The organism is Methanoculleus sp. 10, from assembly GCF_913757945.1.
Lineage (GTDB): Archaea > Halobacteriota > Methanomicrobia > Methanomicrobiales > Methanoculleaceae > Methanoculleus.
This window is the reverse complement of the sequence record NZ_CAJYDP010000001.1, coordinates 217,127-232,624: the sequence shown is the minus strand read 5'-3', so window position 1 is coordinate 232,624 and position 15,498 is coordinate 217,127. Positions and strand designations below refer to the sequence as shown.

17 protein-coding genes and 2 tRNA genes are annotated in these 15,498 nt (G+C 62.7%); 13 read left to right on the top strand and 6 right to left on the bottom strand.

The window, feature by feature from the left end; all coding sequences use genetic code 11:
- Positions 1-201 precede the first annotated feature (201 nt).
- The 6 genes from QZ408_RS01165 (at position 202) to pyrI (ending at position 4,848) form a co-directional block, all read left to right on the top strand.
- Positions 202-1,599: a DHH family phosphoesterase gene (locus QZ408_RS01165; RefSeq protein WP_292488984.1), complete on the top strand. Its 1,398-nt coding sequence runs from the start codon at positions 202-204 to the stop codon at positions 1,597-1,599.
- Positions 1,541-2,041: a PUA domain-containing protein gene (locus QZ408_RS01160; RefSeq protein ID WP_292488982.1), complete on the top strand. Its 501-nt coding sequence runs from the start codon at positions 1,541-1,543 to the stop codon at positions 2,039-2,041. The genes QZ408_RS01165 and QZ408_RS01160 overlap by 59 nt, the downstream gene beginning before the upstream one ends.
- Complete coding sequence (locus tag QZ408_RS01155; protein ID WP_292488981.1) at positions 2,023-2,364, top strand: nascent polypeptide-associated complex protein; 342 nt, start codon at positions 2,023-2,025, stop codon at positions 2,362-2,364. The genes QZ408_RS01160 and QZ408_RS01155 overlap by 19 nt, the downstream gene beginning before the upstream one ends.
- Positions 2,361-3,086 (top strand): methyltransferase domain-containing protein, encoded by a 726-nt coding sequence (locus tag QZ408_RS01150; RefSeq protein WP_292488979.1) that lies wholly within the window; start codon positions 2,361-2,363, stop codon positions 3,084-3,086. Before QZ408_RS01155 ends, QZ408_RS01150 begins: the two co-directional genes overlap by 4 nt.
- A 401-nt stretch (positions 3,087-3,487) precedes the next feature.
- Positions 3,488-4,384, top strand: a complete 897-nt coding sequence (gene pyrB / locus QZ408_RS01145) for an aspartate carbamoyltransferase (RefSeq protein ID WP_292488977.1) — start codon at positions 3,488-3,490, stop codon at positions 4,382-4,384.
- On the top strand, positions 4,381-4,848 hold the full coding sequence (gene pyrI, locus QZ408_RS01140) for an aspartate carbamoyltransferase regulatory subunit (protein ID WP_292488975.1): 468 nt from the start codon (positions 4,381-4,383) through the stop codon (positions 4,846-4,848). The genes pyrB and pyrI overlap by 4 nt, the downstream gene beginning before the upstream one ends.
- On the opposite strand, the gene QZ408_RS01135 is transcribed toward pyrI, so the two are convergent.
- Positions 4,841-5,299 carry a phosphopantetheine adenylyltransferase gene (locus QZ408_RS01135; protein ID WP_292488972.1) on the bottom strand — a complete coding sequence of 153 codons (459 nt, stop codon included), beginning with the start codon at positions 5,297-5,299 and terminating at the stop codon, positions 4,841-4,843. The genes pyrI and QZ408_RS01135 overlap by 8 nt on opposite strands.
- 619 nt (positions 5,300-5,918) lie before the next feature.
- On the opposite strand from QZ408_RS01135, the gene QZ408_RS01130 reads away from it, so the two are divergent.
- The 4 genes from QZ408_RS01130 to QZ408_RS01115 are packed head-to-tail and all read left to right on the top strand — an operon-like array spanning position 5,919 to position 9,445.
- On the top strand, positions 5,919-6,410 hold the full coding sequence (locus tag QZ408_RS01130) for a gamma carbonic anhydrase family protein (protein ID WP_292488971.1): 492 nt from the start codon (positions 5,919-5,921) through the stop codon (positions 6,408-6,410).
- Positions 6,403-7,677 (top strand): CoB--CoM heterodisulfide reductase iron-sulfur subunit A family protein, encoded by a 1,275-nt coding sequence (locus QZ408_RS01125; protein WP_292488970.1) that lies wholly within the window; start codon positions 6,403-6,405, stop codon positions 7,675-7,677. Before QZ408_RS01130 ends, QZ408_RS01125 begins: the two co-directional genes overlap by 8 nt.
- 2 nt (positions 7,678-7,679) lie before the next feature.
- The gene (gene mtnA / locus QZ408_RS01120; protein ID WP_292488968.1) at positions 7,680-8,744 is read left to right on the top strand and encodes an S-methyl-5-thioribose-1-phosphate isomerase; all 1,065 of its coding nucleotides are present in this window, start codon (positions 7,680-7,682) and stop codon (positions 8,742-8,744) included.
- Positions 8,741-9,445: a DUF116 domain-containing protein gene (locus QZ408_RS01115; RefSeq protein WP_292488966.1), complete on the top strand. Its 705-nt coding sequence runs from the start codon at positions 8,741-8,743 to the stop codon at positions 9,443-9,445. The genes mtnA and QZ408_RS01115 overlap by 4 nt, the downstream gene beginning before the upstream one ends.
- On the opposite strand, the gene QZ408_RS01110 is transcribed toward QZ408_RS01115, so the two are convergent.
- From QZ408_RS01110 to QZ408_RS01100, 3 genes are all read right to left on the bottom strand, one after another.
- Positions 9,410-9,820 carry a polymer-forming cytoskeletal protein gene (locus QZ408_RS01110; protein ID WP_292488965.1) on the bottom strand — a complete coding sequence of 137 codons (411 nt, stop codon included), beginning with the start codon at positions 9,818-9,820 and terminating at the stop codon, positions 9,410-9,412. The two genes, QZ408_RS01115 and QZ408_RS01110, sit on opposite strands and share 36 nt — an antisense overlap.
- 126 nt (positions 9,821-9,946) lie before the next feature.
- Entirely contained in the window at positions 9,947-10,786 is an 840-nt protein-coding gene (locus tag QZ408_RS01105; RefSeq protein ID WP_292488963.1) for a geranylgeranylglycerol-phosphate geranylgeranyltransferase, read from the bottom strand.
- A gap of 65 nt (positions 10,787-10,851) precedes the next feature.
- Positions 10,852-10,926 (bottom strand) — tRNA-Arg (locus tag QZ408_RS01100).
- A gap of 69 nt (positions 10,927-10,995) precedes the next feature.
- Between QZ408_RS01100 and QZ408_RS01095 the strand changes: the two genes are divergently transcribed.
- Positions 10,996-12,111, top strand: coding sequence for a tRNA (guanine(10)-N(2))-dimethyltransferase (locus QZ408_RS01095; protein ID WP_292488961.1), 1,116 nt, complete (start codon positions 10,996-10,998; stop codon positions 12,109-12,111).
- Here QZ408_RS01095 and QZ408_RS01090 read toward each other — a convergent pair.
- Positions 12,098-13,213: a GTP-binding protein gene (locus QZ408_RS01090; RefSeq protein ID WP_292488959.1), complete on the bottom strand. Its 1,116-nt coding sequence runs from the start codon at positions 13,211-13,213 to the stop codon at positions 12,098-12,100. The two genes, QZ408_RS01095 and QZ408_RS01090, sit on opposite strands and share 14 nt — an antisense overlap.
- 188 nt (positions 13,214-13,401) lie before the next feature.
- On the opposite strand from QZ408_RS01090, the gene QZ408_RS01085 reads away from it, so the two are divergent.
- Positions 13,402-13,476: transfer RNA gene (locus tag QZ408_RS01085), tRNA-Glu, on the top strand.
- Positions 13,477-13,841: 365 nt separating this feature from the next.
- On the opposite strand, the gene QZ408_RS01080 is transcribed toward QZ408_RS01085, so the two are convergent.
- A complete protein-coding gene (locus QZ408_RS01080) occupies positions 13,842-14,288 on the bottom strand; it encodes a DUF3887 domain-containing protein (protein WP_292488957.1) in 447 nt (148 codons plus the stop codon).
- Between the two features lie 240 nt (positions 14,289-14,528).
- Between QZ408_RS01080 and QZ408_RS01075 the strand changes: the two genes are divergently transcribed.
- Positions 14,529-15,413 (top strand): HNH endonuclease signature motif containing protein, encoded by an 885-nt coding sequence (locus tag QZ408_RS01075; protein WP_292488956.1) that lies wholly within the window; start codon positions 14,529-14,531, stop codon positions 15,411-15,413.
- Positions 15,414-15,498 lie beyond the last annotated feature (85 nt).

The window sequence follows — 15,498 nt, the reverse complement described above, 5'->3', positions numbered from 1 at the left end:
GAAGCGGGTCGGTGCGAGCGGCGGCCGGCCGAAGGGCAGGGGTGCAGCGGGCCGCGGGAGTATCGCCACGGAGGGCACGGAGTGGGGAGAGGAGAGGCGGTTTCAACCGCTTCCCCTGCGCCCGCCCGCCCCACTCCCGGGCACCACGTTCTCCCCCGCGCTCGCATGGTTTATTGACACCCGCGACGCACTACTATGGAGATGGGCCTCGAACGTGATGCGCGGAGAGCAGCAGATCGGATTGCTGAAGCGGAGTCGGTGACGATCATCTCCCACATCGACGCCGACGGTATCAGCACGGAGTCGATCCTTGCGCAGGCGCTCGCCCGTGCAGGCATATCCGTCACCTCCGTCTTCGTCCGCCAGCTCGAACCGATGGCGATGCGCCACGTCCCGAAGGATGACTCCCTGAAACTCTTCACCGACCTCGGGGCCGGCCAGCAGATCCTTCTCTCGGACCACGGTCTCGATGCGGACGACGTCCTGATCATCGACCACCACGTCAGCCAGCCCTGCGGCACGGCCTATCCCCAGGTGAACTGCCTTGATTTCGGCATCACCCGGATGAGCGCCGCGGGCATCGCCTACCTGGTCGCAAAAGCGATCGACCCGGCCAACGCCGACCTTGCAAAGCTCGCCGTGGTCGGGAACGTCGGCGACATGATGGCCCGCGAGAACTGCGGACTGGTCGGCCCGGCGCGCGATATCGTCCAGGACGGCGTGGCGTACGGCAACATCGTCGTGCAGAAACCGGACCTGAACTGCTACGGGACGTCCACCCGCCCCGTCCACGTCTGCCTCGGCTACTGCGACGACCCCTACATCGACGGGATATCGAACAGCACAACCGGGGCGCTCCGGTTCCTCGAGAAGCTCGGCGTGACGCTGAAGAACCCACAGGGCGGCTGGCTCGTCTGGGAGGAACTTCCGTTCGACGACAGGCGCACGATCATCAGCGCCCTTGCCCAGCAGCTCATCGCGCACGGGAGAGAGACCGACCGCCTCCTCGCCGAGACCTACATCTTCCCCGACGAACCCGGGCGGACTGTGCTCCGGAACGCCTCCGAGTACGCCACCCTGCTCAACGCCTGCGGCCGGTGGGCAAAGCCCAAGGTCGGGAGCAGCATCTGCTGCGGAGACCGCGGCGACGCCTACCGCGACGCGGAGTACATGCTCGCCCACCACCGCTCGGTCATCCGCGACCTGCTCCAGTATATCCTCGATACCGGGGTGACGGAACTCTCCCACCTCCAGTACATCCACACCGGCGACCGGTTCCCCGACACCATCGTCGGGATCGGGGCGGGCATGGCGCTCTCCAAACTGAACTGGAGAAAACCGATCATGGTGCTCGCCGTGATGGTGGACGAACCGGAGGTCACCAAGGTCTCGATGCGGACGAACGAATGGGCGATCGCCCGGGGAGTCGACCTGCAGGGAGCGCTCGTCGAGGCGTCGGCAGCGGTGGGCGGCGCGGGCGGGGGGCACCGGATCGCGGCCGGGGCGTTCATCCCCCACGATGCAGAAGAGGAGTTTATTGATGGTGTCAACCGAATACTCAAACGACAGTTCGCTCCGGCGGATACGGGTGATAGCTGACTTCCAGTTCGGCGCCGGGTCGGGAGAGGCCCTCTTTCCCGACGGGTGCACGTTCCAGTTCTCGACGACCGGGCGCATCCGCCAGGTGCGGCTCGGAAACGAGCGGCTTGCGACCGTTCGCGCACAGGACGGCCGCCTGACCCTCGGGATCGCCGGGGCGACGCGCCTTCTGGCCGTCCTCGCCCCCCCGGCCTACCGGGTGGCGGTGCAGGAGGATGTGGCAGCGTTCATCGCGGACGGGAAGAATGCGATGGCAAAGCACGTCGTCGCTGCCGACGAGCGTATCCGCGCAGGGGACGAGGTGCTGGTGGTGACCGGGAACGACGTGCTCCTTGCCACGGGCGCAGCCCTGCTCTCCGGCCGGGAGATGCTGGCATTTAATTACGGTGTAGCGGTAAAAGTACGACAGGGGAGAGGATCCGAATGTTTCCAGGTAAGATAAACCCGAAAAAGATGAAGCAGATGATGAAGCAGATGGGCATGGAGATGGAGGAGATCGAGGGCGTCGAGAAGGTGGTGATCTACACGCCCGCGGGAAACTACGTCTTTGACGATGCCCAGGTCGTCGCGACCACGATGCAGGGGGTCACCACCTACCAGCTCACCGGGGAGGCCCGGTTTGAAGAGGCGGTCCCGGAGATCCCCGACGAAGACGTCGCCCTCGTCGCATCCCAGGCCGGGGCTACCGAGGAGGCCGCGAAGAAGGCGCTCATCGAGACCCGCGGCGACATCGCCGAAGCGATCCTGAGACTCGCACAACAATGATCGAGACCGGTGAACACCTCCTGCTCGTCGGTGAGGACCGCGAGTACTTCGTGACGGCGGGCGAGGGGCAGTTCTCCACCGACCGGGGGATGATCGACCGCGGGGCGCTCGTGGGGATGAACCCCGGCGACGAGATCAGGACCCACCTCGGCACCCCGTTTACGGTCCTCCGCCCCCGGGCGACCGACTTCTTCGTCCACGCAAAAAGGAGCGGCGCCCCGATGCTCCCGAAGGATATCGGTATCGTGATCGCCTACACGGGGATGAACCGTGAGGACCGTGTCCTTGACGCCGGCACCGGGAGCGGTGTCGCCGCGATCTACTTCGGGAAGATCGCCCGCGAGGTGAAGACCTACGAGGTGCGCCCGGAGTTTGCCCGGCTCGCGGAGAAGAACATCAGGGCCGCCCGCCTCGATAACGTCGAGGTGATCGCGGCCGACGTGCTCACGGCGACCGGTGCGTTCGACGTCGTCCACCTGGACCTCACGATAACACCGGCGCACGTGGAGCACGCCTTCTCGCTCCTCTCGCCCGGCGGCTACCTCGCGACCTACACGCCGTTCCTCGAGCACACGTTCATCGCGCTCGACGCCGCAATGCCGCTCTTCCGCGACGTCCACTGCTACGAGTGCATGGAGCGTGAACTGACACGCTCCGCCCGGGGGACGCGGCCGTCGACCAGGGTCGCCCACAGCGGCTACATCACGATCGCACGAAAATAGGGGTTAGTACTCTTTCAGCGGGCGTTCCCATCCGGTGTACCCGCAGTATATGCAGCAGTCGCCGCCGCAATGCGTGCACTTCTGCGACGGCTGCGGCACCATCACGGTGCCCTTTTTGTTACAGTATGTGCATCCAAGCCCGCCGCAGTGGCAACAGACCTCGGGGGCATACACTTCCTCTGGTTCGGACACAATTCTCCTCCCGGAGTAGTATGAGGGGCAAAGATGAGAAAGGTTGTCATGAGGGATCGGCCGCAGTTTCGGAAAAAAAGTATTAGTGGGTTTGGGGCGAACCAGTATTCAGGAGAGAAGAGGGGTTTTATCCGCACCGCAGCGGGGGAGGGGTGGATCTTTGCGCCCGCACGCCGGCGGCCGGAAAACCCCCGGAAGGTAGCCGCACGATGTACCACATTATCTCTATCCGCGATTTTGAGAGGAGCGATCTTGATTACCTGCTCGACAGGGCAGAGGAGTTCGACACCCGGGGATACCGGTCCCGGGCACTTGAGGATAAACTTGCCGCCCTCCTCTTCTTCGAACCGAGCACCCGGACACGGATGTCGTTTGCGACGGCCATGGCGCGGCTCGGCGGAAGGTGGATCAGCGTCGATTCGGTCGAGGCAAGTTCCATCGTCAAGGGGGAGACACTGGCCGACACCATCAGGGTGTTGAGCAGTTACGCGGACACCATCGTGCTCCGCCACCCAAAGGAAGGGGCCGCGCGGCTGGCAAGCGAGTTCTCCGCGGTGCCGGTCATCAACGCCGGGGACGGCGCGGGGCAGCACCCGAGCCAGACGCTGCTTGACCTCTACACCATCAGGCAGTCGATGCCGATCGACGGCATCGATGTCGGGCTCCTCGGGGACCTGCGTTATGGGAGGACCGCACATTCGCTCGCGCTCGCCCTCTCCCTCTACGGGGTCACGCTTCATACGATCGCGCCGGGAGGGCTCGAGATGCCGGCGAACATAACCCTCGAACTCCGCGAACGCGGCACGGAGGTGATCGAGCACGCGGACGTCGGGGAGGTGATCCGGGATCTCGACGTCCTCTACGTCACGAGGATCCAGCGCGAGCGGTTCCCGGATTCGGCGTCGTACTACAACGTCGCGTCCAGTTACCGGATCGTGCCCGATCTCCTTGCCGGGGTCAGGGAGAACCTGATGATCCTCCACCCCCTCCCGCGCGCCGGGGAGATCGACCCGGCGGTTGACCGCACGCCGTATGCACGCTACTTTGAGCAGGCAAAGAACGGTGTGCCCGTCAGGATGGCGCTCCTCCATGAGGTGATGAAATGACCAGAAAAGACCCGTCAGGGGGGCTGCTCGTCAGCCCTATCAGGAACGGCACCGTCATCGACCATATCACCGCCGGCGAGGCGCTCAACGTGCTCCGGATCCTCGGGATCACCGGGTCGACGCGGGAGTGCCTGAGCATCGCGACGAACGTCGAGAGCAAGCGGCTCGGAAAGAAGGACATCGTCAAGATAGAGAACCGGGAGCTCCGCACGGAAGAGGTGGACCGGATCGCCCTGATCGCGCCGCACGCAAGGATCAACATCATCCGCGACTACCATGTGGCGGAGAAGAAGGGTGTGGAGATCCCGAAGGTCCTCAAAGGCGTGGTCAGGTGCCCGAACCCCGGGTGCATCACGAACACGAACGAGCCGGTGGCGAGCACGTTTGAGGTGCTCGACAAAGGGCTGCACTGCCTCTACTGCGACTGGTTGATCAAGAACGATATAGCAAGTCACATCATCTGATCAGGCGGCCCTGCCGGTCGATCTCCCCCCGGCAGATCCGGGTGCTCGATATCCGCCGGCCGTCTTCGGCAAGGACACACGAGATCTCGTGGAGGTCCACCCTTCTTTTTCCCCGCTTCCGCCGGAGGTCGTTGATCTCTACGGCGACCGGGAAGGTCTCCTCGGAGACGACGAGGATGTCGAAGTCGGCGTCGAGAGCGCTGCCGTAGCGGTCGGAGAGCGGCTCGACCCTCCATGCCGCCGTGTAGCCGCGTTCCCTGATGAAGGACGCGACGTTTGCCAGCCGTTCCTGGTAGGGGCGGACGGGGTGCACCTTCGCCCCGGCAAACTCGTCGGTCGTCAGTCCGATGACCACCTCGCCGTCAGGCCCGGCGAGTTCAAAGGAACGGGAGAGGAGTTTCCTGTGCCCGGCATGCAGGGGATCGAACGTACCCCCGACCATCACTTTCATCAGGAACGGTTTGCCGCGAGGAGGTTTATGGATAGTGCATTGATTCTCCATCGCGACCCTCACAGGCAGAGGGTACCGACCGGGTTTCGTACTTATGAGAAGGTCGGATCTCAGGCTACGCCCGGGCACAACCGTGGGGGGTTCAGGGAGGGAACGTATGGGTATTCGCCCATGAAGCACAGGCAGGGTGAGGTCGATGGGAAGTACGGAGTTTGGGAGTTGGAGGCAGGGGAGGGGGGAGCGAGTCCCCCCGTCGGCCCCTCCCCCAGGGGCGATAGCCACCACGGTCCACTCCACGGGGAGAACCCGGAGAGGAGCCGGGCACGGCTGCCCACCGGGTATCGCGAGCACTGCCCCCGCCCCCGAGGGGCGGGGAGGAGGCCGAAGGCCTGGTGGGGTGGGGCTACCGAAGAAGTATCCCCCTGCGAAGGCGCGGGCGGGGTGGGGGATGCCGGAGAGTGTGTATGAGTAGCCCACCTGCAGGGAAGCGCGGGCAGGCCCGGGCTCCTGCCCGTCGCACCTCACGTGAGACCACGCATCTCCCCGCCCGGCGCGTGCGCCCTTCCCTCACCGGCGAGGGAGAGGATTTTGTATCGCTGCAACCAACAGTAGACGTACTATGGAGAGCGGAACAGTTGTGGGGGACCGCGTCTTTATTGCAGAGAATGCAACCGTCATCGGAGACGTGACGCTCGCCGACGACGTGAACATCTGGTTCGGCGCCGTGGTCCGGGCTGATCGGGATACGATCACGGTGGGAGCGGGCTCAAACATCCAGGACAACGCCGTCGTCCACACCACGATCGGGTTCCCGGTCGATATCGGGTCGGACGTCTCGGTCGGCCACGGCGCCATCCTGCACGGCTGCATCATCCACGATGAGGTGCTCGTCGGGATGGGTGCCGTCATCCTGAACGGCGCGGTGGTGGGGGAAGGCTCCATCATCGGCGCCGGCACCGTGGTGACCGAGGGGAAGGAGATCCCGCCAAACTCGCTGGTCCTCGGGGTTCCCGGCAAGGTGGTCAGGGAGACGACGCCCGAGCAGCGGGACGGCATCGTCCGCAACGCGCGGGAATACGTCAAACTCGCAGGGAGGTACCGCCGTGGCTGACGTCGTGGTCATCGGTGCCGGGGTTGCCGGCATCCAGGCTGCGCTCGACCTTGCGGACCACAACGTCCACGTCCATCTCGTCGAGCGCGAACCGACCATCGGCGGGCACATGGCCCAGCTCGATAAGACGTTCCCGACAAACGACTGCTCGATGTGCATCCTCTCTCCAAAGATGGTGGAGGTGGCCCGGCATCCAAACGTCACGATCCACACCTGTTCCGAGGTCGAGTCGGTCGAGGGCGAGGTGGGGAACTTCCGGGTCCGGGTCAGGAAGCACCCCCGCTACATCATCGAGGACGAGTGCAACGGGTGCGGGGACTGCACCCGGATCTGCCCGATCGAGGTCTACAACCGGTTCGACGCCGGGATCGGCGTCCGGAAGGTGATCTACAAACCCCACGCCCAGGCGGTCCCCGACATCGTCGTCAAGGATAAAGAGCACTGCATCGAGTGCGGCCTCTGCTACGATGTCTGCGGCAAGGAGGCGATCCTCCGCGAGGACGAGGAACACGTGATCGATATCCCGGCGGCAAGCATCGTCGTCGCGACCGGCTACCGGACGTTCGATGCCCGGAACAAGGCGCAGCTCCGCTATCTCACCATCCCCGATGTCATCACGAGCCTTGAGTTTGAGCGGATGATCAACGCAAGCGGCCCGACGGGCGGCCGCCTGAGGAGGCTCTCGAACGGCAACACCCCCCGGAGCATAGCGTTCGTCCAGTGCGTCGGCTCCCGTGACGTCGCCGCCGGCCGCCCCTACTGCTCCGGGGTCTGCTGCATGTACGCGATGAAGAACGCCATGCTCATCCGCGAGAAGAACCCCGATATTGAGGTCACCGTCTTCTACAACGACATCCGGGCATACGGCAAAGGTTACGAGGAGTACTACGAACGGGCGAAGAGTCTCGGGGTCCGGTTCGTCCGCGGGTTCCCCGGCGAGGTGCTCGAGGAGAACGACCGCCTGGTGATGACGGCGGAGAACACCGAGACCGGTGAGGTGGAGACGTTCTACCCGGACCTTGTGGTGCTCTCCGTCGGGCTTGAGCCTGCCCATGGAGCGGAGGATGTCAGCCGGATGCTCGGCATCCCGCGGGACGAGTCCGGGTTCTTCGGGGTTGCCGACCAGAAACTCGGCCCCGTGCTCACGGTGAAACCCGGGATCTATGTGGCGGGGACGGCCACCGCGCCCCGGGACATACCGGATTCCGTCGCCATGGGCGAAGCGGCAGCGATGCGAGCGTATCTCGACACGGTCAGGGCGGGATGAAGATGCCGGAACGGGCTGAGCCCTGCACCATCGCGTGGGAGGAAGAGACCGCGAGCATTATATACATTGACCAGACTCTCCTCCCCGGCAGGTACGAGCAGATGCGATGCACCACCGTCGAGGACCTCGCCCGGGCGATCCGGCGGCTTGAGATCCGGGGAGCCCCGGCGCTCGGCATCGCCGGTGCGATGGGAGTGGCGCTCGCGGCCGCCCGGAGCACTGAGGCGGGGCTGGACCGGTTCCTCGCGGAGGTCGGCCGGGCCGCCGACCTCCTCAGGAGCACCCGCCCGACCGCGGTCAACCTCGCCTGGGGGATCGACCGCGTGGCAAGGAAGATCGCGATGGCCGCATCGGTCGGCGAGGCGAAGGCCATCGCCGTCGCCGAGGCGAACGCCGTCGCCGAAGAGGACGAACTGGTCTGCCGGAGGCTCGGTGCGTTCGGCGAAGAACTCTTCCCGGCCGAGTGCACGGTGCTCACCCACTGCAACGCGGGAGCGCTCGCCTGCCGGTGCTGGGGGACGGCTCTTGGGGTGATCCGGTCGGCGGTTGCGGCCGGAAAGAACGTGCGGGTGATCGCCTGCGAGACCCGGCCGCTGAACCAGGGGTCGAGGCTCACCTGCTGGGAGCTTCTCCGCGACGGGATCGACGTGACCCTCATCCCCGACTCATCGGCCGCATACCTGATGCGGAAGGGCGAGATAGACCTCGTCATCGTCGGCGCGGACCGGATCACGCAGGACGCGGTCTTCAACAAGATCGGGACCTACATGCACGCCGTCACCGCCCGCCACCATGGGATACCGTTCTATGTTGCGGCGCCGGTCTCCACGTTCGACCTCGCCCGGACGGAGGCGGAGATCACCGTCGAGGAGCGGGACCGCTCCGAGCTCGCGTACTGCGGGGACCGGCAGCTTGCGCCCGACGGGGTGAACGTGCTCAACTACGCCTTCGACGCCACCCCGCTCGACCTCGTCGACGCGATCATCACCGAGATCGGGGTGCTCCGGCCGCCGTACGCCGAATCGTTCCGGCTTGTCGGGAAAGGAAGGGAGGTCCGGCCACGATGACCTTCTTTGACTCCGGGGCCTGGGTCGGGCTGATGACCCTCATCGGGGAGGTTACGTTCTTCCTCATCCTCGGGATGGTGCTTGCGGCGGTGGCCCTCGCGATCATCGCGACCGCCTCGATCACCCGGGGAAAGTTCTACCTTCCCCGGATCCTGATACCCGGCATGGTCCTCCTCGAAGGGCTCGTGAAGGCGTTCTGCAAACTCCTCGGGCTGGACGATAAAGACCTCATCACGTTCTTCATAACGCTCAGGAACACCATGAACACAAAGGCCTTCGCCGGGACGCCGGTGGAGCAGCGGGCGGTCTTCCTGCCCCAGTGCCTGCGGTCGGCGGAGTGTCCGGCGCACCTGACGCCGGAAGGCCTCAAATGCCGGCGCTGCGGCCGCTGTGCGGTCGGGGAGAACTCGGCGTGGCTGGAGGGGCTCGGGTATCGCGTCTTCATCGTCCCGGGCTCGACGTTCATAAAAAGGATGGTCAAGAAGTATCGCCCGAAGGCGATCATCGGCGTCGGCTGCCTCATGGAGGTGAAAGACGGGATCGACATGTCCGACCGGATAGGGATCACCGCCATCGGCGTCGTGAACTTCAAGGACGGGTGCGTGGAGACGGTTGCAGACTGGGCCGGGGTGCGGGATGCCGCCCTGCTCGGTATCGAGCACCCGTCAGGTGCCGTAGACTTTCACAGCCCTGCCGAATAACCGCTCGCTCGTGACCTTGCCGTAGACGAAGATCGTCTCGGCGCTGTTGACGTCGCCGACCCTGACGCCGGGCCGTATGATGATGTTCCCGCCCGCCTGGACGGAGTGGAGGCAGGCGTTATCGCATATGGTGGCGGTCTCGAGGACCCGGAGCGGCCCTTTGATCCTGGCGTCGTGGCCGATGACGATGCTCTCCGCCTCGACGTAACCGCCGACCGTCGAGTACGGCCCGAGTTCGAGGCAGCCGGCGACGACGATGTTGCCCCAGATGTGCGTCTCCGGAGGGGCGATGAAGTTCCCGTCTATCTTCACGTTTCCGTCAAAAAAGGAACCTTTCGGTGCTATATACGTGTTCCCGTGCCGATAAACTTTCATCCAGATCTCCCGCGATAATAACTCTGCCCCGGGATAGATAAAATGATCACTGAAATTTTCCCGTGTGCCGCGGGGCAATATGGGTTTTTGCCGGCAAAATCCTCCTCGTGATCCCGAAGGGCAGGCCTATACCACCGCGGCGACCGCAAAGACCGCGAGCGCGGCGAACATCCCCATCCGCAGGATCGATGTCGCCCTGGACTTCCTGACGCAGTCCGGCGTCGTGCACCTGACCCCCCGGGCGGCCCCGGCGAGGATGATGATATCGACGACCGCGATGGCGGCGAGGTAGAAGGGGCCCCACCAGTCGCCGGAGGGAAGGAGGCTTGCCGCCACGGCGCCGCAGGCAGAGGCGAACGCGAGCAGCCCTGTCCGCCTGACCCCGATGAGCATGGGTAGCGTGCGTGCGCCCCCTGTAGCATCCCCGTCCACGTCCTCTGCGTCCTTCAGGACCTCCCGGGCGAGGGTCGCAAGGAACGCGATCGCCGCAAGCGACACGTTCTGGACGAGCCCCTCGATGCCCGCAAAGGCCCCGCCGAAGAGGAAGACGCTCGCCGTCAGGTAGGCGACGGCCACGTTGCCGACGCCCGGGGTCCGTTTCAGCCAGGCGGCGTATATGACCAGGATCAGAGAGTTCACGAGAGCGATCAGGAGACAGAGCGCCGTCGTCAGGGTGGCGAGGGCGATGCCCCCGGCAAAGAGCGCCGCCGCGTATGCCTTTGCGCCGGCAAGGCTGATCGCCCCGGACGGTATGGGCCTCTCAGGGCGGTTGATCCGGTCGATCTCGACGTCGTAGACGTCGTTGATCACGTTCCCCGCGGCGGTGATGAGCACGACGACCACGGCAGGCAGGAGGGAGGGGACCGTGAGGGTTCCCGTGGCGACGAGGTACCCGAGGAGGGCGGTAAGGCCGGCAACGACGGCGTTGTGCGGGCGGGTAATCCTGACGAGGGCGGCGGCGCTCATGCTCAACGGATCAGGTTCTCGGGCGGAAGATAAATAACCGGATGGTCTGGATTTCGGAGAAACGACGGGCTTGGGGGGATTCGGACCCCCGACATTCAGCTTAGGAGGCTGACGCCATATCCTGGCTAGGCCACAAGCCCATAGATCGGAGTATTAGTATTACTCATAAGAAGGTATAAGGGTATCGAGCATCCACCTTTTCCGGAAGCATGGATGTCGTTGAGGTTACGGAGGGAAAAACCCGGTTCTTTGCGCCGAGGCAGGATCCTCACCTCCAGTTCCCGCCGGGAAGCGGTCCGGTCTTCTATAACGCACGCATGGAACTGAACCGGGACGCCACCATCCTCCTGCTCTCCGTCCTGCGACCGGAGAGTTACCTCGACGCCATGGGGGCGTCCGGCGTCCGGGGGCTCCGGGTGGCCTGCGAGGTCGGGATCCCGGTGACGATCAACGACTGGAGCCAGCGGGCGGTCGACCTGATCCAGCAGAACGTCGAGGCCCTGGGTCTTGCCGCCGAGGTCACCCGGAGCGACGCAAACGCGCTGATGAGCGAAAGGAAGTTCGATGCCGTCGACCTCGACCCCTTCGGGACGCCGGCGCCCTTCGTCGATTCTTCGGCCCGGAGCGCCGGGAGGTATCTCTTCGTCACCGCCACCGACACCGCGCCTCTCTGCGGGGCGCACCTGAAAGCCGGCATGCGCCGTTACTTCTCCCGGCCGCGGAACACCGAGTACCACGCCGAGGTCGGCCTCCGGACGCTTCTTGGGTTTGTCGTGCGCGAGGTGATCAAGTACGACCGCGGGGTGGAACCGCTCTTCTGCTACGCGCACGAGCATTTCCACCGCCTGCACCTCGGGCTCCGGGAGGGGGCGGCGGCGGCCGACCGGACGCTATCGAGGATCGGCTACGTGATGCAGTGCCCACACTGCCTCTACCGGACGGAGCAGGCCGGGATGCTCCCCGAACCGGAGGAGTGCGCGCTCTGCGGCGCGGACCTCGTGCCGGTCGGCCCCCTCTGGACGGGGGGGATCAACGACGACCGGACGCTCTCTGCGATGCAGGAGGCGCTCGCCGGTGTCACAACCGGGACCGGGCCGCGGATCGCGCGGCTGCTCGATACCTGCCGGCAGGAACTGGATACGTCGAGCCATTACGACTACCACGTCATCGCAAAATCGCTCCGGGTCTCGCCCGGCGGCATCGGGACGGTCGTCGGGCGTCTTGTGGCCCTCGGCTACCGGGCGAGCCGCGCCCACTACTCGGGAACGGCCATAAAGACCGATGCCCCGCTCCCCGTCATCGAGGATGTGATCAGCGGCGGGTGACGACGGTGAGGATGTCCCCGTCCGCGAGTTGATGGGTGATCCCGACACGCTGCGCATCGTGTTTTGCCGATCTGCCCCAGACTTTCGCGTACCGGAACTTGTCCGCGAAGTCCCGGTGAAGGCGGTTGCAGACGTCCTCGACCGTCGCCGGGCTCCGGATGATCAGCGGTTCGTCCATATCCGCCGGGCCGCCGACCGGTTTTAAGTAGACCCGCATGAATCCCAGGTTATCGAATATCGCGTCTTTCAGGTCTTCGATGCGGTAGCCGCTGTGCGCCGATACCATGATGGGCGCTTCACCGAACCGCCCGGTCAACTCCCCCTCGATCTCCGCCCGCATCTTCTCGTCCACCAGGTCGACCTTGTTGACCGCGACGAACGCGGGGACGTAGACCCGGTTGCCGATCATCGCATCGATGAAGTCGTCCTGCGTGACGCCGTCGCGGATCAGGACGTCGGCGTTGACGATCTTGTTCTCCGCGAGGATTGAGCGGACCTCCTCGAGATCGAGGTCGACGGCGCCGACGGTGTTCAGCCGGATACCGCCGTTCCCGGTCTTTTTTATGGTGATATCAGGTTTCTGCTGGTTGACCCGGATGCCGGCGTCGTGGAGCTCGCGGAGGAGGACGTCCGTGTGCTGCTCGTTGAAGACGTCGACCAGGATGAGGATCAGGTCGGCGCTCCGCACCACGGCGATGACCTCTTTCCCGCGTCCTTTGCCCATGGCAGCGCCAGCGATGAGGCCGGGGATATCCAGGACCTGGATCTTTGCGCCCCGGTGCTCCATCGCGCCCGGGATGACGGAGACGGTCGTGAAGGCATAGGCCGCCGTCTCGCTGATGTCAGAGCCGGTGAGCCTGTTGAGCAGCGTGCTTTTACCGACGGACGGGAAACCGACCAGGACAACGGTGGCGTCTCCCGACTTCTTCACGGAGTATCCCTCGCTGCCTCCCGAGGAGGCTATGGCCCGGGCTACCGCTTCGTCGCGAATCTTCGCGAGTTTCGCCTTGAGGCGACCGATGTGCTTCGAGGTCGCCTTGTTGTACGGAGTATTCTTGATCTCGTCTTCAAGTTCCCGTATCTGCTCTTCGACACTGCTCATTGCTGCCGGTATAAGTACGCTGGGCAGCTACTTATTGGTGTCTGTGATGGAAATCGTTGGGTGACGGGGAGATCCCGGCCCGGATAGGGCTCCGATTACCAGGTTGCCGGCAGGGCCGGTGAGAGGCAGGCACGCGACATTTTTAAATAGTATCGGATCAAATTATGTAGAGCACATTGGTGCAATGCGCTGCTATAGTGTAGACCGGCCAATCATGCAGGACTCTCACTCCTGCGACTGGGGTTCGAATCCCCATAGCAGCATACTGTTCTGGGGTCAAGTGCCCTGAATCATTACCGTCGATCCGGCAATGCTCCGGTGGAGCATGCACGGGCTTTTTCATCAGGAGGAGAGCCTCTTCTAACCTGTCAAACCCTCCAAAAACGTGCGTCGCCGCGAGCGACGGGTTCATGCGCCCGTGCATCACGACCCCGGCCAGCCTCTCCGTCCGGACCCTTCCGCCGGGATTGTGGGAACGACCGGTTCTGTGAGCAGGTGTCCTGCCTGCGGCCCGGCTCTTCCGGTGTTTCCGGAAAAACCCCCGCTCTGGTCCCGGATGCAGCGAATACCCGCTGTCCCGGGGGTAGAGATGACCCCGGGGCCGGCCGGCAATCCCCGCCGGGGTGCCTCAACTGCGCAGCTTCGGGGAGTTGAACCAGAGCCCCTGGAGCTGGTGCGATTCGTCGTCCTTCTTGAAGACGAACCGGATGTCCACCCCGTCCTCCCGCTCGAACTTTGCTTTGTAGGTTACGGCGATGTAGTCGTTGGTCTGTGTGACGACAGGGGCCCTTCTGGATTCGTAGAGCCCGATCCGGGATATGATGTGTTCGCGGTTCTGCTCAAACGCGGCCTCATCAAGCGCCTGTCTCATCTCCCCGCTGAAGTCGCGGGAGTACTTCGTGTAGTTGTCTTCGTTGAAGCCGGCAAGGAGGTTGTCGGCGACCGGGTCTGCGTAGGCAAGCACCTGTGCCGCCTCCTCATCGGGGACGACTGATTCCCGGTCCATGCAGCCGCATGCAGAGACCACGAGAAGGAGCAGCAGGGCGGCGGGGAATGGAATTTTGGGGAGATTCATACTACGGAGTCGAACTGAGGAGTGATTAATATTACGGGTGGCATGTCGGGAGGGACGGCGGTATGAGAAGTGGTGTGGAGAGAGGCCTGGGAGAAGAAACTATCGCACGGGATGGGGAGATAGGGTTCGGGCCGATTACTGAAGAGCTGAGGCAATGCCTGTTTTCCCGAGCAATGGCGATGGATATATAACTATTTTGAATATAAGCCAGTATTAACTAAGCATTATGGAGAAATTTTTATGAAGAAACCTGATGTTAGCCAAATTGAAAAGACTATATCATCACTTTTGCCCGATGAAGAATATAGAAAGGTTTGCTTGTCGCTATTTGTAGAATCGCTCTTTAAGGCTAATACATATGGGAGCGACAAGTGGGGCGCATACTGCTATAGTGGAGGCGTTCGACTCTTAGTTGGCAGTCTGATTGTTTTTACCATTCACAAAGAGGGATTATGGCTATCTCTTGATAAACAACTGTTGGGCGAGAGGGAAGATGAGCAGAGCATGTTAGAAAAAAGTAAAGCATGGCGCTGGGAGAGGGGCAAATATTCTGAGTATGAACGAGTTCCATCAATGAATGGATATTATGTTCCTTCAAGGGAGAGTCTGGATATCTGGCCTATAATACGTGATTTTCATTTTGAGTACATAAAAAGAGCTGCAGATAAATACAATCAGTTGAGGAGTGACAGCCAGAAGAAGCACAATCCTGAATTATTAACATATATCAGCAATGAACTTGGACAAAGCATTCCCGGCCCAAATTACGGCAATATACCTGAAACTAATGTCTTTGAAGATGTTGAAGAATTTGAAAGAGCCAGCAAAGAGTTGCCTGAGACGGAACGCAAATCAATAATGCTGAGTCGTATTGGTCAGGGAGCGTTTCGTTCCGGTTTGATAGGTTATTGGAAGAGATGTGCTGTTACGGGGTGCGACTCACTCGATTTGTTAAAAGCATCGCATATCAAGCCCTGGAGAGATTCAGATAATGCAGAACGCCTGGACATCTACAATGGTCTGTTACTTATCCCTAACTTAGATAGTGCTTTTGATAAAGGGTATATTAGTTTTGACGATGGCGGGAAAATAATCATTAGTGATATGATAAAAGATGGGGGATAGAAATAAGCTTGGGATTCATTCAAAAATGAAACTAAGGAAAATAGAAAAGCGTCAGATCGAATATCTGGATTATCATCGGCGGGAG